Below are 20,883 nucleotides of genomic sequence, written 5' to 3'. Positions count from 1 at the left end.
CCAATGAAAATCTGTTTGCCCCGTCGCGCCCTACCGGCTGTCCCGTTCCTGCTCGTCTTCTCATTGGCCGGCGCGCTGAGCGGTTGTTCACTGCTGGCGCCGAGCAGCCCGCCTGCAAGTCCGCCGTTGGCGTGGTCCTCTAGCCGGGTGCCTGCAGCCCTTAGTGAGGCAATGGTGCCGGCTGGTTTCTATCGGGTGAATTCGGGCGATACCTTGACCGGCATTGCCAGGGCTTTCGGCCGCGACGCAGCGGCCATTGCGCAGTGGAATCATCTGTCAGCGGATGGCGCACTGGACGCCGGCCAACTGCTGCGCGTCGCGCCGCCAGCGGGAGTTGCGACCGCGCCTGCCGTGTTGAATGCGCGCACGCCTGCAAGCCCGGAACCTCACGCGAACGCAGCTCAGAGTGTTGCGCCCATCGGCAAAGCGCGGCTTGCATGGCCGGTCAACGGGACCGTTGCAGCGCCGTTCGTGGCAGGAAAAACCAGGGGTATAGCGATCGCTGCGGCCGCCGGCGAGCAGGTGAGAGCGGCGGCGAGCGGCAGAGTCGTGTACGCGGGCGGCGGCATTGCGGCTTATGGTCTGCTGGTCATCATCAAGCACGACTCACATTTGCTGACCGCCTACGCGAACAACCGCGCGCTGCTCGTGAAAGACGGCGCGCTCGTCAAGAAGGGGCAGGCGATTGCCGAGCTTTCCTCCGACTCTCACGGCGACGCTTCTTTGCATTTCGAAGTGCGCGACGGCGGCAAGCCCGTCGATCCGCTCATCTATCTTCCGAAGCGCCCTTAAGCCGGTGCTTACGCGGCATTGCCGCTTCCTCGAACCGGACTCGACGCGGCGTGCTGTTACATGCAGCGCGCTGCGCAATGTAATGCCTATGACCTTTCGCTTCACCAACCGCACTGGTTTCACCGGCTTTCTCCGCCTGGCTGCAAATCCTCTCGGTCTCACGCTCGCGTCGCTTGGCTGTGCGTGGGCGCTGGCCGGCTGCGCGCCGCCGGTCGTCGAGCACGCGGCCGTAACCAGCGGCGAGCCGGCCATTCGCACAGTCGAGCGGACAGCGCCTCATGCGTTGCAAGATCGCTATAACGATGGTGACGAGCGCGGCGCTGCACTCGCGCCAGGCTTATCGGCTCACGAGCCGCGACCCGAGGCAAAGTCCGCGGACGACGATTCGCCGGCAGTGCCGCCCTGCGCTTGCAGCAGGCGCTTTCTGCAGACCGGCCTCGCGTCGTGGTACGGGAAGATGTTCCATGGCCGCCGCACCGCGAGCGGCGAGCGCTACAACATGCATGCATTGACCGCAGCGCACCTCACTTTGCCCCTGGGCGCCTGTGTGCGTGTGACGGCAGTGGGGCGCGCCCGTTCGGTGGTCGTGCGGATCAACGACCGTGGGCCGTTCGTGCACGGACGGATCATCGATCTATCGTATGCCGCTGCGGAGGCGATCGGTGTGAACGTTGCGGGCACCTTGCCGGTCAAGCTCGAACACATCGCGCCCGCGCGTGGCGTGGACGGCGCTCGTCGCTGCGTGGACCGGGCAGCCTGAGGGTTGGCCGCATGCCTTTGGAGATTTCGATGTGGACGGATTTCGCGCGACTTACGCTTGAAAGAGTCGCTTCCCCGCGTGCGATTTCTCGCGTTCCGCCCGACTGTAACAAATGATCGCCGTCTGTAAATGTTCAAATTTCGACGCTTGCCGTCGCAAGGATTCGATGCCTAACGGTGTTGAATTTGCGGGCCTGGTTATTACGGCCTGCGTAATATCTACCGCGTGGTTCGTTACAAACGTAGTTCTTTCATCTTGAGGATGAATTTCGTAGCGGGTATTTTTCGTCCACTCGTGAGGTAGCCCCCGCGAGCGTGTGGTGTTTTTTAGCGGCGTCGCGTCCCAACCGGGCACGACGCCGTTTTTTTTGCTGCGTTGGCCGCGCAGGGCAGCGGGAGCCTGGCCGTCGCTGCTCTTGGCGTGTGCAGCCGGTTCCCTACGCGGCGGAACGTCTACCCGAGTTAGCGTCCCGCCGTCGGCCCGAGCCGCGCCGCGACGGCGCGGCAAGCGGCCAGCAGCGGCTCGATGTAGCGGCTTTGTGGGTCGTTCTGCAGCCGGAAGGTCGGCATGCTGATGCTGATGCAGCCCACCGTGCGCCCGTCGGCGCCACGAATCGCCGCGCCGTAGCAGGAGATCGCCTCTTCGTTCTCCTCGCGATCTTCGGCATAACCGCGTTGCTCGGTCGCGATCAGTTCGCGGCGGATTGCGTCGAGGTCGGTCAGCGTGTTGGCAGTGAAGCGGCGCAGCGGCGCATGCACGAGCAGCGCTTCACGTTCGCGCATGTCGAGCGTGGCGAGATAGGCCTTGCCGACCGAACTCGACGTCAGCGATACGCGCGTGCCGATGCGCGACGCCATACGCACTGCATGGGGGCTTTCGAGCTTTTCGATGTAGACCATCTCGCCCTGGCTCGGCACCGCGAGGTGGATCGTCTCCGAGGTGCTGTTGCGCAGATCCATCAACGCGTCCACCGCTGCGAGGCGCAGATCCGAACGCTCCCAACTGCGGCTCGCCAGATTGACGAGGCGCGGACCGAGGTTGAACGTGTTGCCGGTCCCGGTCGCGACGATCATGCCTTCCGCCTGCAATGCGGCCACGATCCGGTGAACCGTGGGACGCGGATAGCCGCTTGCGGCACTGAGTTTCGCGACGTTGGGTGGCGCGTCGGCATCCGCGACGAGTTGCAGGACTGCAATGAACTTCGAGAACGCGGCGGCGCCCGCCACGGTTTTTGCATCGGCGCCGCCCGTGTCGGCGGACGGCTTGGGATCGGTAGTAGACATCAGGCGTACATGAGCGAAGTTGGCCAATTATGCCTTCATTTCCGGGCCCTGCCGGCAACGGTCCACGGCGAGATGCTTTCACTGATCGCGGCGCCGGGCCGCTTAGGCAACCAGATAGCCGCCGTCGACCGGCACGATTGCGCCGGTCATGAACGACGCAGCCGGCGTGCACAGAAACACCGCCACCTGCGCCACTTCTTCGGGCGTTCCCCAGCGCCGCATCGGCGTGCGATCCAGAATGGCCTGTGAGCGGCCCTCGTCGTCCTGCAATGCCTGCGTGAGAGGCGTCGCGATCCAGCCCGGCGCAATTGCGTTCACGCGGATGCCGTCGGCGGCATAGGCAATCGCCAGAGACTTCGTCAACTGAGCGACCGCCCCTTTGCTGGCGCTGTATGCGGGCACGAGGCCGCCGCCGAAAAAGCTCAGCATGGAGGCCGTGTTCACAATGCAACCCGACGAGGCCTTCAGCAGTTCTCGCGCGCCGGCGCAGACGCGCATCGTGCCGTTCAGATTGATGTCCATCACGCGTTCGAATACGTCGATACGATGTTCCTCGACACGGCTGATGACGCCCGCGCAATTGACGACGATGTCAAGATGCTCGAACCCGTTCAGCAGCGCAGTGACATCGTCGGCGGAGCGCACGTCGAGCGTCGCACGCTCGACCTCGCGGCGCAGCGTGTCCGGCGCGCCCTCGGGCAGCGGAAGACCGGCGGCCACTGTCCTCGCGCCGAGCTGCGCGAGTCCGTTCGCGATTGCCGCGCCGATGCCGGACAGCGCACCGGTCACGAGAGCGGTTTTACCTTCGAGTAGATGAGTCTGGAATGTCATGTGTATCGGCAATGAGCGTTCAGGTACGTTGGGTTGCGAGCGCCTCGGAGCGCGGCGCGGGCGCCACTTCCTTGACGACGAACAGGTAGACGAACGCAGCGGCGAAGGCCACGCCCGCGCTGATCAGTAGCGCATTCACGAACGAGTGCGTTTGATCGACCACGATGCCGGTGATGACCGGCGCAAACGAGCCGCCCAGGTAGCCGCCGAAGTTCTGCATGCTGCCGAGCGAAGCAACGAGATGGCGGGGCGCCGCCACGCTCACTAATGCCCATGCGCTGCCGCTCGAGAGATTCACGAACAGCATGGCGAGCGACACATAAACGATCGCAAGCGTGGTGCTCGGCGTGTAGGCGGCGGGAACCGTGAACGCTGCCGCGCCGATCAGACCGACGCACACGGGCCACTTGCGGCTTTTAATCGGCGCCATGCCGCGCTTGAGCAGATAGTCGGCGATATAGCCGCTGCTTGCCATGCCGATGGTGCCGAAAATATAGGGAATCGTCACCAGCCAGCCCGTGTGCGCGATGCTCAGATGACGCTCCTTCTCGAGATAGCCGGGCAGCCACGTGAGATAGAGCCACACCATGTAGATCACGCCCATGAAGCCGAAAATCATCCCCCACGTATTGCGCAGTTTGAAGAGCGCACCCCATTCGGCAAACGTGAGTCCTTTCGGGCTTTGCACGGCCTCGGCGCCTTCGTTCAGATGAGCGGTTTCGGCTTCGGTGAGCGCGACCTGATCGCGATTCCGGTAGAACATGTACCAGCCTATCGCGACGACGACACCCAGCACGCCCATGACGATGAACATGGTTCGCCATCCGAATGAAAGCATGAGCACGGTGAGAAGCGGCGGTGCGAGCATAGGCGCGATGGTCGACGACGAGATAAACGTGCCGGTTGGCGCACCGCGCTCACGCACGGCAAACCATTCGTTGACCACTTTTGCGCCTGCTGGAAAGAGCGGCGCTTCGGCTATGCCCAGCACGATCCGTGCGGCGAGAAAATGATTGAGGGTCTGGATGAAGCCGCCCGCGACCTGCGCAAGCGACCAGACCAGCATGCCCAGACCCAGCACGACGCGCGATCCGAATCGGTCCAGCAACGCGCCCACGGGCAACTGCGCAAATGCGTACGCAAGCGAAAACGCCGACAGCAACAGGCCCATCTGCGCAGCGGACAGATGGAGTTCCTCGCTCACGAGGTGATTCGCAATCGACAGCGTGCTGCGATCGAGATAATTGACAATGCCGGCAATCGTCAGAAATACGACGGCGACTATCTGTATGCGTTTCAGGCGCTGGGGTTTCTGCAGCATATTCGTCTCCTGGCCAATCTTGGCTCTGATATGTAGGGAATGTGCGGAGCGAGCGTTCAGTAGGTCGCGCGTCCGCCGGAAAGATCGAAGATCGCGCCGGTGCTGAACGAGCAGGAATCCGAACAAAGCCACAGTGCGAGCTCAGCCACCTCCTGCGTCGTGCCGAGCCGGCCCATCGGGCTCTTGTCGATCATCGTCTGCACATGGCTTGGCGACATCTGTTCGAGAAGTGGCGTCTGAACGGCTGCGGGCGCGATACCGTTCACGAGGATGCCGGTTTGCGCCAGCTCCTTGCCGAGCGATTTGGTCATCGCGATCACACCCGCTTTGGCAGCGCTGTAGGCCGACGAGTTCGGCGTGCCTTCCTTGCCCGCGAGCGAAGCCACGTTGACGACACGTCCGGCGTTCGCGCGGCGCATCACCGGCACCACGAGGCGGCTCACGTGATAGGTGCCGAGGAGATTCACCTCGATCACGCGCTGCCATTCGAGCGGATCGTATTCATCGAGCGGCATCGTGGGCCCGGCGAAGCCTGCATTGTTCACGAGGTAGTCGATGCGCCCGTATGCATCCAGCGTTGCGGCGAGTGCGGTTTCGATCAAGTCGACACGCGTGATGTCGACGGCGAAATGACGCGGTGCATGCGGCGCCTCGAGATCGCCCGGCACGCGATCCCAGTTCACCGCCGACGCGCCGTTGCGCGCGAAGGCGTCGCAAATCGCGCGTCCGATACCGCCCCCCGCGCCCGTTACCACGACGACGCGGCCGGAGAAGTCGTATCCGGCGAAGCTCGAGCGGCTGCTCATCGGATGAACTGGTCCACGAAATCTTCGCCGAGTCCTACGGCCGCGTAGTGCTTACGGCACATGTCGATCTTCGTGAAGACGTCCTCGTAGCCGGTGTAGTTGCCGTAGGGGTCGCAATAGAACATCACGCCGTTCACCTGGAAGTAAGTGATCATTTCCTCGACGTCTTCGGGCACGTAGAGCGTGTGCGTCTCGCCGGGCGGCTCGTACACGTAGCTGCCTTCGGTCGCGACCCAGTCATGCTCCAGATATCGCCAGCGGCCCTTGAGCACCATGCCGTGCACGGCTTGCGGATGCCGGTGGCGGCTCAGCACGCCCGACTTGCGAACGCGCAGCAGGTTCATCCAGTAACCTTGCGACGCGTTCAGGCACAGCGGGCGGAACGAGACGTTCTCGGCTTGCGGCACCCAGACGCGCTCGTCCGTCGGAATCGCAGAAGGAACGACAATCTCCTGTTGTGCTTCTTTCGGGAAAGGAAGCTGGTACGGCGTCATGGGTGAATGGGTCGCCTCTGGCATGCGTGCTCTCCTTATGTTTGTCCATAATATGGACGTAATGTCCATGATGTGGTTGATTATGGGATGGCGCTTATAGATGGGTCAAGCCTGGGGATTTCACTTAGTCCGTGGTCTCGCGGTAGCTACGTCCGCGACGAAGGGCGCCCTGCCCATCTGAATCCGATCACCTCATGATCGACCGTATAGTTTGTGCGGACTTGACGGCTTCATTGCGCGTCTACAACGGCGGTATCCGACCGATTTGACAATCCTTAAACGATTTATTTCGAGACCGTTTCTATACTCACTCGAATTGTCAAATCGCTGTTTCCGAAAAGCCTGCCGCGGTTTGAAAAAGAAAGTCGCGGGGCCTGCACCGTGCGAGAGAGACCACTTTTTTATATGGCGAGCCCATACGGCCGAAAGTAACCGGCGGGACCTGAGAGGCGGCGCGAATGGCGCGCAGAAGCGGCAGAAGCGGCAGAAGCGGCATGCGGCCCGACAGCCGCCGCCGCTGAACCGTTTAATGGCATTCAGCAAAGATCGACCGTCTTTTCGATTATGATTATCGGCGGCTGATAATCGCCGTTCCGGAATCGAAAAATGCGCGCTAATTTTGAGATGGGGTGGCGGCAGGGTTGTACGGGGCGCGAGGCGAAGGACCATTAGTCGAAAGAGAGTCAAAGAAACTTCAAACCGAAGATGAATGAAAAGCCGGATGGCCGGGCCAGCGCGCGCAGGTATCCCGGTCGATCCGCCGGCTTGCCGGTAACCGGTCGCGGCCGCTGATGCGCGGCTGCGACAGTTGCCAGCGAACGACGAACGAACGACGAACAAACGACGAAGTCGCGTTGCGGGGTTTTTATGAGAATTGCTGTCCTGGATGACGATTCGGCGCAGGCCGATCTGGTTTGCCAAACACTGTCGGCGGCGGGCCATGTTTGTCACGCATACGGCGCGGGGCGCGAACTGGTGCGGCAGTTACGGCGCCAGACATTCGACCTGCTCGTGCTCGACTGGAATGTGCCCGACATGTCGGGCGAGGAAGTATTGCGCTGGGTGCGGGAAAGCCTGTCAGAACGCTTGCCAGTGCTGTTCATGACGAGCCGCGGCCGGGAGAGCGAGATCACGTCGATCCTGAACATCGGCGCCGACGACTACGTCGTCAAGCCGGTCCCGGCCGCCGTACTGCTCGCGCGCGTCGGTTCGCTGCTGCGCCGCGCCTATCATCTGAAGCCGCCGGCGGCGAGGGAAGTCTTCGGCGAATTCGAATTCGATCTGCATGCGAAGCATGTGGTGGTGCGCGGAACGAAGGTCGCGGTCACCCAGAAGGAGTTCGAGCTCGCGCTGTTGCTGTTCCAGCATCTGAGCCGGCCGCTGTCGCGCGCGCATATTCTCGACGTCGTCTGGAAGCAGGCGACGGATATCCCCTCGCGCACGATGGACACGCACGTCTCGATGCTGCGCAGCAAGCTCGGCCTGCGGCCCGAACACGGCTACCGTCTGACGCCGATTTACGGCTATGGCTACAGGCTGGAGCGGTTGCAGTCCGCGAGCGATGCACCCGCAGCCGCAGACCGCCCGCAAGCGGGGCAGGCGTGACGTTTTCCGTCGACGGCGCTTTAGCCATGCGCGGCAGGACCGGCTCGACGGGCCGCCGCGCGGGCGCGGTGCTGGCGGCCTCGGGACTGTTCGCGTTGGCCTGCTTCGCGCCCACTTCGGCCCATGCGCAGCCGTCCCGCGCGCTGAAGCAGCGCGCGAAAGCTGCGCCGCCCGCCTATGTTTCCTATTCGGGCCAGCGGTTTTCAAACACGCAATCGGCGAGCGGCGTGCGCTCCGCCCATCGCTCGGTTTGCAGCATCGGTTCGCTATAAAAATGGTCGACGTGGCCAAGACATAGTATGGCCACGGGCCGCGCGCCTTCCGGCATGCGCAGAAGCCGGCGCACTGCGTCGACGTCGAACAGGGACACCCAACCCATGCCGAGCCCTTCGGCGCGGGCGGCGAGCCACATGTTCTGGATCGCGCACGCCACCGAGGCGAGGTCCATTTCCGGCAGTGTGCGGCGGCCGAAAATGTGCCGCTCGCGGCCGTCCATCAGCGCCATGACGAGCAGTTCGCCGCACTCCAGCATGCCTTCTACTTTCAGCTTCATGAACTCTTCGCGGCGTTTGCCGAGCGCGTCGGCGGTGGCAAGCCGTTCGCTTTCGACGTTCGCATGCAAGGCGGTACGCAAGGCGGGATCGGTGATGCGCGCGATGCGCCACGGCTGCATGAAGCCCACGCTCGGCGCGTGATGTGCGGCATCGAGCAGACGCTGCAATACCGCGGCATCGACGGGATCGCCCACGAAATGGCGCATGTCGCGGCGCTCGTAAATCGCGCGATAGACCGCGTCGCGGTCGGCTTCGTTAAAAGGCTTCGCCATTGAACAGAGCGGCCGTGAAGGCCGGGTTGGAGGGCCAGTAAGCGTGCATGTAAGTCGCGACAATCGAGCCGACGCGATATACAGCCTCGCCCGGTGCATCGCCTTGAGGCCGCGTGGCTGAACGCAACGGCGAGAGCGACATGCTCAGCTTCGAGTAGTGAAACGTGTGGCCGGTCATTGGACCATGCATGCTGTCGATCTGTTGCATGCCGAGCCCCGTGAAGCGTGTTTGCATCGTCGCGTGACCGGGCAGCAGGCCGAGCATCGACGTGCTGACACCCTGCGTGTCGGTGAGCTTATCGAGCAGATATAGCATGCCGCCGCATTCGGCGACGAGCGGTTTGCCGGCCGCCGCGTGCGCGCGGATGGCCGCGGCGCTGCGGGCATTCGCGGCGAGGGCCGCGGCGTGCAGTTCAGGATATCCGCCGGGCAGATACAACGCATCGGTGTCGGAGGGCAACGCTTCGTCGGCGAGCGGCGAAAAGTAGTGGACGTGGGCGCCGAGCGCTTCGAGCAGCGTGACGTTGGCCGGGTAGATGAACGAGAACGCGGCGTCGCGCGCGATGGCAACTTTTCTGTTGTGCAGAAGGCGCGGAAGTACTTGCGGCGTGGGCGGCCCAAACTCCACGGCGGGCGGCAACTCGGCTAGCGCTGTATGACTGAGTACATCGGCGGCGCGATCCAGACGCGCGTCGAGATCGTCGATTTCCGCGGCCTGATGCAAGCCGAGGTGGCGATCGGGCAATTCGATTTCGTCGCTGGCGGCAATGTGCCCGCACCAGTGCAGCGTGGGCGGCAACGCCTCTTCGAGCATTTGCGCATGACGCGAGGAGCCGACGCGGTTCGCGAGTACGCCATGAAACGGCACCTGAGGCCGGAAATTGGCGAGGCCAAACGCGACCGCGCCGAAGGTCTGCGCCATCGCCTTGGCCGAAATCACCGCGAGTACCGGCACGCCGAAAGCGGTCGCGAGATCGGCGCTGCTCGGCGTGCCGTCGAAGAGGCCCATCACACCTTCGATCAGGATCAGGTCGGCTTCGTCCGCCGCCTGCGCGAGAAGATTGCGGCAGGCGTCCCTGCCGACCATCCATAGATCGAGCGACAGCACGGGCGCGCCGCTTGCGCGCGAGAGGATCATCGGATCGAGAAAGTCGGGCCCGGTCTTGAACACACGCACACGCCGCCCCAGCCGCCGATGGTAGCGCGCGAGGCCCGCGGTGATCGTGGTCTTGCCTTGACCCGACGCGGGCGCGCTGATGAAGAGCGCGGGGCAGGCGGACACGTTCAGAACTCCACGCCGCGCTGCGCCTTGACGCCTTGCTCGCGGTACGGATGCTTGACGATGCGCATCTCGGTGACGAGGTCGGCGGCTTCGATCAGCGCATCGGGCGCGTGGCGGCCGGTCACGACCACATGCAGCATCGCCGGACGCGCGTTGATGACGGACAGCACTTCGTCGAGCGGCAGATATTCGTACTTGAGCACGGTGTTCAGTTCGTCGAGGATGACCATCTGATAGTCGCCGCTTTCGATCATCCTGCGCGCTTCGTCCCAGCCTTTGCGCGCGGTGGCGATGTCGGCGTCGCGGTTCTGCGTGTTCCAGGTGTAGCCGTCGCCCATCGTCACGAAGTCGCAGTTGGCAATTGCGCCGAGGAAGTCACGCTCCGACGTATGCAGCGCGCCCTTGATGAACTGCACGACGCCAAGGCGCATGCCGTGGCCGAGCACACGCACGGCCATGCCGAAGGCGGCGGTTGTCTTGCCCTTGCCGGTGCCGGTGTTGACGATCAGCAGGCCCTTTTCGACGGTCGCGTTGGCCTGCTTCTTTTCATGGCCTTCGCGCCGGCGTTCGGTCATGCGTTGGTGCGATTCGGGATCGGTCTTCATGGAAGGTCCTGTTGGATGATGGTGACAGTGTCTGCTGGTGCGGGCTCGGTCGATGCAATCGCCACGGTGACACCAGCGTAAACGGTTTTGCGAGCGATCAGACGCGCGGTGCGAGCGGCGGCCACACCGAGCAACGCGCACGGTTCGCACACGCCGTCCACGCCGAGATGCTCGCGCGCGGCAGCCGACGGTTCGTGAACGCTGATCGCGGCAATCTGCTCGCGGTTGAACACTTGCAGCGGCAACCGGTGACGCGCGCAGAATTCCAGCAGGCCCTGTTCGCCTGCTTTCGTTTCAATGGAGGCTACCGTTGCAATCTCTTCGAAGGCGTGCGAACCGAGCGCTGCGCGCACCGCCGTTTCGATTTCGTCCGCCGATGTATGCAGGCGGCAGCCGATGCCCACGCTGAGCGTTTTCATTTCGCGTCCGGCGAAGACGCCGCGTCTGATGAGCTTGCCGCGGCGGCACGCGCGAGCGCCAGCGAGGCGACGCCGCCGATCACCACGATCGCAGGCGATCCGAGTCCCGCACGCGCGACGGCATCGGCGAATTCGCCGAGGGTGGAAAGTGCATGGCGTTGCTCCGGACGCGTGGCCGATTCGATCGCCGCACACGGCGTGTCGGCGCGCATGCCGGCCGCGAGCAATGCGCCGGCGATATCGTTCAGCCGCCGCATGCCCATGTAGATGACGAGTGTCATGTGGGTGGCGGCGAGCGCGGCCCAATCCGGCTCGCTGCTGCCCGCGCCGTGGCCGGTCACGAATACCACGCCTTGCGCATGATCGCGGTGTGTAACCGGAATGCCGATAGCTGCGGGCGCCGCGATTCCCGCCGTGATTCCGCTGACGATCTCCACTTCGATGCCGGCGGCATGCAGCGCCTGCTGCTCTTCGCCGCCTCTGCCGAACACGAACGGATCGCCGCCCTTGAGCCGCGCGACGCTGCGCCCGGCACGCAGATGCTCGAGCATTTGCGCGACGATGCCTTCTTGCGGCGTCGACGGATGACCGCCGCGTTTGCCGACATGGACAATTGACGCGTCGGCGCGCGCGAATTGCAGCACGTCGGGATTCACGAGATCGTCGACGAGTATCACGTCGGCTTGTGCGAGGGCGCGCGTTGCCTTCAGCGTCATCAGTTCGACGTCGCCGGGACCTGCGCCGATCAGCCACGCGCGTGTCATCGCGGCTCGCTAATCGTGCACGGCAACGACGTTGCGCGCCACGCCGGCACGCACCATGCGGAGCGGCACGCGAATGGGCCCAATTGAGTGGAGATCGAAGTCATTCAAGCGGTGTCTTCACGCACGACGGCACGCACGGGTGCGGACCCGGTCGCTGCATCGTGCTTCAGCGCCTTCACATCCGTCCCTCGCGGATTCCGGCTGCCGGCGGCGTGACGTCGTGAAACGCGCGGCCGCCTCCGCGTCTGGCCGGTATCCGGGCTGGCGGCCTCACGCGCTTTGCCTTCCCGCCCGCATTCATTCGAATGGATCGGACAGTGGCATCGAAAACGCATGCGCGGCGCAGCAAGAACATTGCACCGCAGGTCGCTTACCGTTGCGGGGACAGCACAGGTTGAGCGCAGGAGCGCTGCCTGTTTCCCGTTTAACTGCACACGCGAATGCATGTGCGGGCACCAAACGCGCGCATACGATAGCACACGGGAAGCCCGTGCGATAAGCGCGCCGGGCCCGCGTTTCCTTGACGGCGCCAGACGGTGGGCCTACACTCGCACGCACTTCTGGTGCTCGTGTGCGCGCTCGTGCGCATGCAGTTAAACGGGAAACAGGGCGCCCGCCTGTCACGGTTTGGGCCAACCTGTGCTGCCCCCGCAACGGTAAGCGAAAAGTGACGTCATGGCAGTTTGCATGGCGCCGCAGTGCCGGCTTCGATGTCCACGCGCAAGGCCGCGTGGGCATATCACCACTGGGCGAGAAATCACTCGTTCGGGAAGGGGAAGCGGCGCTTTCGCCAGCCCGGATACCGGCCGGAACACGAAGGGCGAACGTCGCGGGGATGCGGCGCTGCGCTCATGCCCTCACACCCGTTTTCTGCGTTTTTCCTGTTGTAGCAAGGCCGTCGTTCATGCCAGAGGCGCGCGCTGGACCTCATGCGTGCCGACTACGCCGGCCGGCGTCTGCAACTTCTGGAATGGACCTCACGATGCAAACTCAAATGCGCAAGATTCCCGTCACCATCGTCACGGGTTTTCTCGGCAGCGGCAAGACCACGCTCTTGCGGCACATTCTTCAGCATGCGGGCGGCAAGCGCATCGCGGTGATCGTCAACGAGTTCGGCGAACTCGGTATCGACGGCGAAATCCTGAAGGGTTGCGGCGTCGGTTGCGACGAGAACGGTGTCGAAACAGAAGGGCAATTGTATGAACTCGCGAACGGCTGCCTCTGCTGCACGGTGCAGGAGGAATTTTTTCCGGTGATGGAAAAGCTCGTCGAGCGCCGTGAGCAGATCGACCATGTGCTGATCGAAACATCGGGGCTCGCGTTGCCGAAGCCTCTCGTGCAGGCGTTCAACTGGCCGCAGATCAAAAACAGTTTCACCGTGGATGCAGTGATTACCGTGGTCGACGGCCCCGCTGCGGCGAGCGGCCAGTTCGCGGAAAACCCGCTCGCTGTCGACGCGCAGCGCAAAGCCGATCCGAATCTGGATCATGAATCGCCGCTGCACGAGTTGTTCGAAGATCAATTGTCCTCGGCCGATCTGGTGATTCTGAACAAAACAGATCTGCTCGATGAGGCTCGTCAGAACGCGGTCGAAGCGTTGATACGCGAAGAGATTCCGCCGCAAGTGAAGGTCGTGCGCGCGCAGATGGGGCAGCTCGATCTGCACACGCTGTTCGGGCTCGAAGCGGCATCGGAAGAAACGATTCACTTGCGCCACGACCATCACGGTTCGGCGGACGACGCGGATCATCATCACGATGAGTTCGATTCGGTGGTGGTGCATGCAAACGCGCTGTCGCGTGACGCGGTAATCGCCGCACTGCAAGCGCTCGTTCAGAGCAACACCATTTACCGTGTAAAGGGTTTCGCGGCCTTGCCCGGCGCAGCAATGCGTCTCGTGATTCAAGGCGTGGGCCGGCGCTTCGACAGTTATTTCGACCGACGCTGGCAACCCGGCGAGGCGGGCGAAAGCCGCTTCGTGCTGATCGGCGAAGACCTCGATCAGGCCGCGCTGCAACGCGCGTTCGACGCGGCGTTGGCCTTGTCGAACGCCCCAGCGTCGGGCGTCGCGGCGCAGCAGGCGTAAGCGCACATGCATCTGCTGCGCACTACGCCGGGCGGTTTCGTCGACGATACGCAGGGCGTGATCCGTATCGATCAGCGGCCTGCGGATATCGTCGTGCTCAGTTCGGCGGACACCACGCTGTCGCTGCTGGCAAGCGCGTTTCCTCGTCTCGGCGACGGCTTCCCGAGCGTGCGCCTCGCAAACGTCACCTATCTGCGGCAAGCGGCGTCGGTGGACTTCTACGTCGAAGATGTGCTGCAACACGCGCGCGTTGTCGTAGTCGATCATCTTGGCGGCGAAGCGTATTGGCCGTACGGCATCGAGCAGGTCGTCGCGCTGGCGGAGCGCAAACAGCAAACGCTTGCGATGTTTTCGGGCGATCTGCAGGAAGACCCCAATCTGCTTGCGCGCAGCACCGCGGACGCGGATCTATGCCATCAGTTGTGGCGTTATTTGCGGGAAGGCGGTCCGCAGAACGCCGAGGCGTTTCTGCGCTGCATCGCGCATCGCGCGCTTGGTTGGGGACAGGAGCCAGCGCCGCCGCGCGCGTTGCCGGCCGCGTCGCTTTATCATCCACAGCGCGACACGCCGACAATCGCCGACTGGCAAGCGCGCTGGCGGCACGATGCGCCGGTTGCGGCGATACTTTTCTACAAGGCGCATCTTCAGGCGGCCAATACAGCAGTGTTCGACGCGCTGATCGAAGCGCTCGAATCACAAGGCGTGAATCCGCTGCCAATCGCCATTACGTCGTTGAAAGATGCGGTGAGTCGCGAAGTCGTGCAGTCGTTGTGCGCTCAACATAACGCGGCACTGGTACTCAATACGACTGCGTTCGCCGCTTCCGCGATCGATGACCCGGAACCGCTCGCGCTCGCCGGCGACGCACCCGTGCTTCAGGTGATTTTGAGCGGCGGCAATCGCGAGGACTGGCTCAAGGACAATCAAGGCCTGAATTCGCGCGACATCGCCATGCATATTGCGCTGCCTGAAGTGGACGGGCGCATCATCACGCGCGCAATCAGTTTCAAGGGACTCGCGTATCGCTGTCCGCATACGGAAGTCGATGTGGTGCGTTATCAGCCGGATCTCGAACGCGTGGGCTTTATCGCCGAATTGAGCCGCCGCTGGTGCCGCCTGCGCTCGCTCGACAACGCGGACAAGAAACTCGCGCTGATTCTCGCCAACTATCCGATGAGCGAGGGGCGCATTGGGAATGGAGTCGGGCTGGATACGCCGGCGTCGGTAGTCGGAATTCTGTCGATGTTGCGCGATGAAGGTTATCGCGTCGCAACGGTGCCCGCGAACGGCGACGCGCTATTGCAGAAGCTCACCGAGGGCGTGACGAACGATCCCGTGGTGCGCGATCTGCGACCCGCTTTGCAAAGCCTTGCGCTTGGCGATTACCTCGCGCATTTCAACGCGCTGCCCGCCGAAGCGCGCAATGCGCTGAATGCGCGTTGGGGCCCGCCGGAGCAGGACCCGAGCGTGCGGCGCGGCCGTTTCATGATTGCAGGTTGGCGCTGCGGCCACGTGTTCGTCGGCATTCAGCCGTCGCGCTCGCGTGAGCAGGGCGATTACGCGAGCTATCACGACGCGGAGCTCGTGCCGCCGCATGCGTATCTCGCGTTCTATTTCTGGCTGCGTCATCAGTTCGGCATCGACGCGGTCGTGCATGTGGGCAAGCATGGCAACCTCGAATGGCTGCCCGGCAAGAGCGTTGCATTGAGCGATACGTGCTGGCCCGATCTGATTCTCGGGCCCATGCCGCATCTGTATCCGTTTATCGTTAACGATCCAGGCGAGGGCAGTCAGGCCAAGCGCCGCGCGCAAGCTGTCATCGTCGATCATCTGATGCCGCCGCTCACGCGCGCCGAAAGCTACGGTCCGTTGCAAGACCTCGAGCGCCAGGTCGACGAATACTATGAAGCGCTGATGGTCGACCCGCGCCGCGCAAGGCTATTACGGCGCACGATTCTCGCGACTATCGTCGAACATAAGCTGCATGAAGAATTGAGCCTGTCCGAGCCGAAGGGCGAAGACGACGAAGATGCGCTGCTCACGCGGGTCGATGCGTGGCTGTGTGAATTGAAGGAAGCGCAGATTCGCGATGGTTTGCACACGTTCGGTCAATCGCCGCAAGGAGTGCAACGACGCGATACGCTGCTTGCGTTAGCGCGCTTTCCTGTCGGCGATGGGCAAGGCGGCAACGCGGGGTTGATCGATGCGTTGGCGCGCGATCTCCAGATCGATCATTTCTTCGACCCGCTATCGGTGGATTGGTCCGCGGCCTGGACCGGTCCGCGTCCCGACATTCTGCAACAGGTCAGCGATGCGCCCTGGCGGCACTGCGGGGATACGCGCGAGCGTCTGGAACTGTTCGCAGCGGAAATGCTGCGGAGCGTATGCGAACCGCGGATGCAAACGCATACTGATACGAATACGCATGCGTCGAGCGCACTGGACGAAGCGAGCCTGCCGCAAGCCGGGCGCGTGATCGAGCGCTTGCGCAACGACGTGCTGCCGCGGCTCGACGCATGCGGGACGCAGGAGATGACGCATCTTAGGCGCGGTCTCGAAGGGCGTTTCGTGCCGCCGGGGCCGAGCGGTTCGCCATCGCGGGGTAGGCCCGATGTGCTGCCGACTGGCCGCAATTTCTATTCGGTCGACACGCGGGCGGTCCCGACACAAGCGGCCTGGTCGCTCGGGCTGAAGTCGGCGCAGCAGTTGATCGAGCGGCATTTGCAGGAGCATGGCGATTACCCGCGTGCGATTGGTCTGTCCGTGTGGGGCACCGCGACGATGCGCACCGGCGGCGACGACATCGCGCAAGCGCTCGCATTGCTCGGCGTTCGGCCGAAGTGGGCGCCGGGAAGCCATCGCGTGACCGACTTCGAGATCATGCCGATCGAGGCGTTCGACCGGCCGCGCATCGACGTCACGTTACGTGTATCAGGTTTTTTCCGCGACGCGTTTGCGAACGTAATGCATCTGTTCGATGCTGCGGTGCAGGCCGTCGCCGAACTGGACGAACCTCCCGAACTGAACCCGATTCGCGAGCGTGTGCTGCGTGAACGCGATGCGTTGATCGCACGCGGCATGGACGCAGCCGAAGCGCGCAAGCGCGCCGGCTGGCGCGTATTCAGTGCGCGTCCGGGCGCTTACGGCGCCGGTTTGCAGGACATGATCGACTCGCAACAATGGCAGACCGATGCGGACCTCGCCAGTGCCTATCAGGCTTGGGGCGGTTATGCGTACACGCAGAAAAGCGCGGGCGAAGAAGCGCGTCACGCATTCGGCACACGCCTCGCCGCGATGGACGTCGTATTGCAGAACCAGGATAACCGCGAACACGATCTGCTCGATTCGAACGACTACTATCAGTTTCAGGGCGGCATGGTCGCGGCCGTGCGCCATCTTGCGGGCAATCAGCCGAGCGTTTATCACGCCGACCACAGCAATCCCGCCGCGCCGCGGGTTCGCACGCTTCACGAGGAGATCGCGCGCGTAGTGCGCTCGCGCGTGGTCAACCCGAAATGGATCGACGGTGTAAAGCGCCATGGTTATAAGGGCGCCTCTGAAATTGCCGCAACGGTCGATTATCTCTATGGCTATGATGCGACCGCGCGCGTGGTCGCGGATCATCAATATGCGCTCGTCACTGACGCGTATCTGAACGACGCGGATACGCGCGAGTTCTTGCAACGGCACAATCCGCATGCGTTGCATTCGATTTGCGAGCGCCTGCTAGAAGCGATGCAGCGCGGTCTGTGGCAGGCGCCCGGCGACTATCGCGCGCAAGTCGAACAACATCTGCTCGCGAGCGAACAGCAGATTGAAGGAATGCAACCATGAATGCACCCAGGCAGGATGCACGGCAAAATCCGGCGCAAAGACCGACGTTTCCTTTCGCCGCGTTGATCGGACAGGCACCGCTGCAGCAGGCACTGTTGCTCTCGGCGATCGATCCGGGGCTGGGTGGCGTGCTGGTGAGCGGGCCGCGGGGCACGGCTAAATCGACAGCGGCACGCGCGCTCGCCGAGTTGCTGCCGGAAGGGCAACTGGTGAATCTGCCGCTTGGCGCGAGCGAGGATCGTCTGATCGGCACGCTCGATATCGAAACCGTACTTCGCGACGGCTCTGTGCGCTTTTCCCCGGGCCTGCTCGCCAGGGCGCATCGTGGCGTGCTGTATGTGGACGAAGTGAATCTGCTGCCCGATGCGCTCGTCGATGCGTTGCTCGACGCCGCAGCGAGCGGTGTGAACACCGTCGAACGCGACGGGGTATCGCATAGTCACGAGGCGAGCTTCGTGCTGATCGGCACAATGAATCCCGAAGAGGGCGAGTTGCGGCCGCAATTGATCGACCGTTTCGGCTTGATGGTGGAGTTGCAGAACTGTTTCGAGCCGCGCGTGCGTGAAGAGATCGTGAAGGCGCGGCTCGCCTTCGATCTCGATCCGGTGGCCTTTCGCGCCGGTTACGCTCGACAGCAGGCGCATTACGTCGAGCGGATCCGCGCGGCACGCGAAAAGCTGGCGCAGCTTTCTTTCGACGACGCCGTGCACGCGCATGTCAGCGCGTTGTGTATCGACGCCGCAGTGGACGGCTTGCGCGCCGACCTCGTGATGCTCCGCGCCGCGCGAGCGCTCGCGGCGTTGGAGCAGAGCGATGCAGTAACGTCGCAGCATGTCGATCTCGTTGCCGAGGCGGTGCTCGTGCATAGGCGGCGTCAACGGGATACGTCGACTGCTAACAGTGCAGCTGGCGGCGAAACAGTGCCGCGCGATTTACCGCAGAGTTCGGCTACGCCCTCATCTTCTGATGTCGAGACCGGCGATGGCGACTGGGGTTATCTGCCGCCGCAGCCAGCCGCGACGACGCACGTCAAAGGCGTGATACCGCTTAACGTAAAAAAACGCTGAGCCATCGGAAGGGCGCCGCCGCTGACTCGCGCAGCGGTTTTCGATGGCGGCAACGGGCGCAGACGCACTCGCGTTTGTGCAGCGATGCGCGTGGACATCTGCGTGGCGAGCCGGGACGGCGTATCGCATGGCCGCCGACATTTGCTGCGAGTGGACAGCGACGAGCGAAGGACCAGCGGGAAGAGCGCGGGCAACCGGCGCTGCGTGCCGAAGATTTGCGTTTCGTGCGCGAGACGCAGCGCGGCGGTGTGCTGCACTGCTTCGTGCTCGACTGCTCCGGCTCGATGCTCGCCGGTCAGCGCCTCGCACTCGCGAAGGGCTTGTTGATTGCGCTATTCGACCGCGCAAGTGCGAGGCGTGCCGAGGCTGCGCTGATCTGTTTCGGCGGAACCGGCGCGGACTTGCGCTTCGGCCCGGCAGTGCCGCGCTGGTGGAACGAGCGTTGGCTTGAGCCCGTCGGCGGTGGCGGCGGCACGCCGTTCGCAGCGGGCATTCGACATGCAGCGCAGTTGCTCGAGCGCAGCGCGCACCGCAAGCCGGCGCAACACCGCTGGCTGTGGGTTCTGACCGACGGCCGCACGACTGATCAAGCGACGCGCCCGTTGGATGCGGACGAAGTCGTATTCGTCGACTTCGAGCGCGGCGCGATACGGCTCGGCCGCTGCGAGCGAATGGCGAGCGCGTGGGGCGCACGCCGCGTCACACCGGAAGAACTCATCGGTTGACGGGTAGGGGCGCTTCGCGGGCTGCCCGCTTCGTGCTTATTTGAAGCCCTGCGACCACTGCTGTACATCGTCCTGACGATCGAACACGAAGACCTTCATCGCCATCTGCTGCGCTGGTTCGAGTTGATCGAATTCGAGTCCATGAACCGACGAAGCGTCGGCGCCAGTGCTTTTCTGCAGGTTACGGATCACGGCCGCGGTCTGTATCTCTGTGTCCATCTCCGCCGATCTGAGCCGGAAAGCCACGCGCAACCGGTCGCCGACGACGCCCAATGCCCACGGCGCCATCAGCGACATGCCAATCGCGCTGAGGCTCTTCGCCACGCCGAGGCCGTCGTACGTGTCGCCGGTTTCACCGATGCCGAAGCGAACCGCGAAATGCGTTTGAACGCGAATCGACTTGCGTTCGCGCAGACGGCGGATGGGGCCGGGTCTGGATAGCACCACGTAATCGAACGGAGAGCGGCAGACGGCGTCGACTGTGCATACGAAACGGAACACCGCCTGGCTTGCTATCGCGACGATCTCGATGTTTTCGCCAAGGCTGAGCGCAAGCATGCGGCCCTGCTGAAGCGGCGGAGTGATGAACAGCGAATGATTCGGCGCAAAACCGATGATGCGGCATGGATGCATTGGTGCACCGCTACCCACTTGCAGGCGTACGCCGATCAATGCACCGATTTCGACGCGCATGTCGGCGGGCGTCAACGGGTTGTCCGCCTCGGCATGCAGGTCGGCTTCAACTGGTGGCTGTGCTGCCGCGTCGGGCAGGTCGCCGCGGCGCGGCTGGAAGTGCTGAAAGAGAAATGCGCGCTCGTCGGCAGTCGCGAGAACAGTGCCGCTTGCAAAGAGCAGCGAGCCGTCGGCATCGACGATCGGCCACTCGAGCGGTGTGCCTACCGGCACCGCGTCGGCGCTGAGGACGGGCGAAGGCACTGCGGACGCGGGATTCGGGACTTGCTGGTCGGCTGATTCGTCCATTGAACAGCGATCATTTGAGTGGCGGGACATCCAGTTTAACGGCGCCCGGCGAGAGAGCTTTAGTTGGTACGGAACTGCAAAGGCGGCTTTCGAGTGTTCGTGATCCGGCAAACCGGCAAATTGTATTGGATGCCTAACTATTCAGGAGCGCAGGAGGAAAGTACTGTTTGTTCCGTTTCTCAACTTTCTGAAAATAATTGCAGTTGAGGGGTTGACGGGCTGCGGGCCGCATCGCATAATTCGCCTCCCGTTTGATGACGGACGCGAAGAAAGCAGAGCTTCTTCGCGAATGATCTTTAAAAACTAACAGCCGATAAGTGTGGGCGCTTGATGCGCGACGCGAGTGGATCTCCGGATTCACGCAAAGCGAAAGTATCAAGTCTCACACAGTAATGAAAGGAA

18 protein-coding genes and 2 riboswitches are annotated in these 20,883 nt (G+C 63.3%); of the genes, 7 read left to right on the top strand and 11 right to left on the bottom strand.

Annotated elements, in window-relative coordinates:
* The first annotated feature begins 171 nt into the window (after positions 1-171).
* Together JMY24_RS24575 and JMY24_RS24570 are read left to right on the top strand one after the other, a co-directional pair.
* Positions 172-792: a peptidoglycan DD-metalloendopeptidase family protein gene (locus JMY24_RS24575; protein ID WP_128596722.1), complete on the top strand. Its 621-nt coding sequence runs from the start codon at positions 172-174 to the stop codon at positions 790-792.
* 88 nt (positions 793-880) lie between these two features.
* Complete coding sequence (locus JMY24_RS24570; RefSeq protein WP_128596723.1) at positions 881-1,552, top strand: septal ring lytic transglycosylase RlpA family protein; 672 nt, start codon at positions 881-883, stop codon at positions 1,550-1,552.
* A 461-nt stretch (positions 1,553-2,013) separates the two neighbouring features.
* On the opposite strand, the gene JMY24_RS24565 is transcribed toward JMY24_RS24570, so the two are convergent.
* From JMY24_RS24565 to JMY24_RS24545, 5 genes are all read right to left on the bottom strand, one after another.
* Positions 2,014-2,835, bottom strand: a complete 822-nt coding sequence (locus tag JMY24_RS24565) for an IclR family transcriptional regulator (RefSeq protein ID WP_128596724.1) — start codon at positions 2,833-2,835, stop codon at positions 2,014-2,016.
* A 102-nt stretch (positions 2,836-2,937) separates the two neighbouring features.
* The gene (locus JMY24_RS24560; RefSeq protein WP_201703081.1) at positions 2,938-3,666 is read right to left on the bottom strand and encodes an SDR family NAD(P)-dependent oxidoreductase; all 729 of its coding nucleotides are present in this window, start codon (positions 3,664-3,666) and stop codon (positions 2,938-2,940) included.
* Positions 3,667-3,685: 19 nt separating this feature from the next.
* The gene (locus JMY24_RS24555; protein ID WP_128596725.1) at positions 3,686-4,987 is read right to left on the bottom strand and encodes an MFS transporter; all 1,302 of its coding nucleotides are present in this window, start codon (positions 4,985-4,987) and stop codon (positions 3,686-3,688) included.
* A 56-nt stretch (positions 4,988-5,043) separates the two neighbouring features.
* Positions 5,044-5,793 carry an SDR family NAD(P)-dependent oxidoreductase gene (locus JMY24_RS24550; protein WP_201703080.1) on the bottom strand — a complete coding sequence of 250 codons (750 nt, stop codon included), beginning with the start codon at positions 5,791-5,793 and terminating at the stop codon, positions 5,044-5,046.
* Positions 5,790-6,311 carry a 2,4'-dihydroxyacetophenone dioxygenase family protein gene (locus tag JMY24_RS24545; RefSeq protein ID WP_128596727.1) on the bottom strand — a complete coding sequence of 174 codons (522 nt, stop codon included), beginning with the start codon at positions 6,309-6,311 and terminating at the stop codon, positions 5,790-5,792. Before JMY24_RS24545 ends, JMY24_RS24550 begins: the two co-directional genes overlap by 4 nt.
* Before the next feature lie 843 nt (positions 6,312-7,154).
* Between JMY24_RS24545 and JMY24_RS24540 the strand changes: the two genes are divergently transcribed.
* On the top strand, positions 7,155-7,892 hold the full coding sequence (locus tag JMY24_RS24540) for a response regulator transcription factor (RefSeq protein ID WP_201703079.1): 738 nt from the start codon (positions 7,155-7,157) through the stop codon (positions 7,890-7,892).
* 184 nt (positions 7,893-8,076) lie between these two features.
* On the opposite strand, the gene bluB is transcribed toward JMY24_RS24540, so the two are convergent.
* The 5 genes from bluB to cobA are packed head-to-tail and all read right to left on the bottom strand — an operon-like array spanning position 8,077 to position 11,788.
* Positions 8,077-8,718 (bottom strand): 5,6-dimethylbenzimidazole synthase, encoded by a 642-nt coding sequence (gene bluB, locus JMY24_RS24535; protein WP_128596728.1) that lies wholly within the window; start codon positions 8,716-8,718, stop codon positions 8,077-8,079.
* Positions 8,702-10,000: a cobyrinate a,c-diamide synthase gene (locus JMY24_RS24530; protein WP_201703078.1), complete on the bottom strand. Its 1,299-nt coding sequence runs from the start codon at positions 9,998-10,000 to the stop codon at positions 8,702-8,704. The genes bluB and JMY24_RS24530 overlap by 17 nt, the downstream gene beginning before the upstream one ends.
* 2 nt (positions 10,001-10,002) lie before the next feature.
* A complete protein-coding gene (gene cobO / locus JMY24_RS24525; RefSeq protein ID WP_128596730.1) occupies positions 10,003-10,605 on the bottom strand; it encodes a cob(I)yrinic acid a,c-diamide adenosyltransferase in 603 nt (200 codons plus the stop codon).
* Positions 10,602-11,024, bottom strand: a complete 423-nt coding sequence (locus tag JMY24_RS24520; RefSeq protein WP_128596731.1) for a cobalamin biosynthesis protein — start codon at positions 11,022-11,024, stop codon at positions 10,602-10,604. Before JMY24_RS24520 ends, cobO begins: the two co-directional genes overlap by 4 nt.
* A complete protein-coding gene (gene cobA, locus JMY24_RS24515; protein ID WP_128596732.1) occupies positions 11,021-11,788 on the bottom strand; it encodes a uroporphyrinogen-III C-methyltransferase in 768 nt (255 codons plus the stop codon). The genes JMY24_RS24520 and cobA overlap by 4 nt, the downstream gene beginning before the upstream one ends.
* A 230-nt stretch (positions 11,789-12,018) precedes the next feature.
* Positions 12,019-12,263: riboswitch (cobalamin riboswitch) on the bottom strand.
* A gap of 69 nt (positions 12,264-12,332) precedes the next feature.
* A riboswitch (cobalamin riboswitch) is annotated at positions 12,333-12,613 on the top strand.
* A 157-nt stretch (positions 12,614-12,770) separates the two neighbouring features.
* Here cobA and cobW point away from each other — a divergent pair.
* From cobW to JMY24_RS24495, 4 genes are all read left to right on the top strand, one after another.
* Positions 12,771-13,874, top strand: a complete 1,104-nt coding sequence (cobW, locus tag JMY24_RS24510) for a cobalamin biosynthesis protein CobW (protein WP_128596733.1) — start codon at positions 12,771-12,773, stop codon at positions 13,872-13,874.
* Between the two features lie 6 nt (positions 13,875-13,880).
* Positions 13,881-17,708 carry a cobaltochelatase subunit CobN gene (cobN, locus tag JMY24_RS24505; RefSeq protein ID WP_201703077.1) on the top strand — a complete coding sequence of 1,276 codons (3,828 nt, stop codon included), beginning with the start codon at positions 13,881-13,883 and terminating at the stop codon, positions 17,706-17,708.
* Positions 17,705-18,775, top strand: coding sequence for an ATP-binding protein (locus tag JMY24_RS24500; RefSeq protein WP_201703076.1), 1,071 nt, complete (start codon positions 17,705-17,707; stop codon positions 18,773-18,775). The genes cobN and JMY24_RS24500 overlap by 4 nt, the downstream gene beginning before the upstream one ends.
* Before the next feature lie 98 nt (positions 18,776-18,873).
* Positions 18,874-19,500: a vWA domain-containing protein gene (locus JMY24_RS24495; RefSeq protein ID WP_201703159.1), complete on the top strand. Its 627-nt coding sequence runs from the start codon at positions 18,874-18,876 to the stop codon at positions 19,498-19,500.
* Positions 19,501-19,536: 36 nt separating this feature from the next.
* Here the strand turns inward: JMY24_RS24495 and JMY24_RS24490 are convergent, their stop codons facing one another.
* Complete coding sequence (locus tag JMY24_RS24490) at positions 19,537-20,481, bottom strand: flagellar brake protein (RefSeq protein ID WP_128596735.1); 945 nt, start codon at positions 20,479-20,481, stop codon at positions 19,537-19,539.
* Positions 20,482-20,883 lie beyond the last annotated feature (402 nt).

Origin of the sequence: Paraburkholderia kirstenboschensis (assembly GCF_904848585.1) — a bacterium.
Taxonomy (GTDB): Bacteria; Pseudomonadota; Gammaproteobacteria; order Burkholderiales; family Burkholderiaceae; genus Paraburkholderia; species Paraburkholderia kirstenboschensis.
Note: the sequence above shows the minus strand (reverse complement) of the source record. Positions and strands in the feature narration are given on the sequence as shown.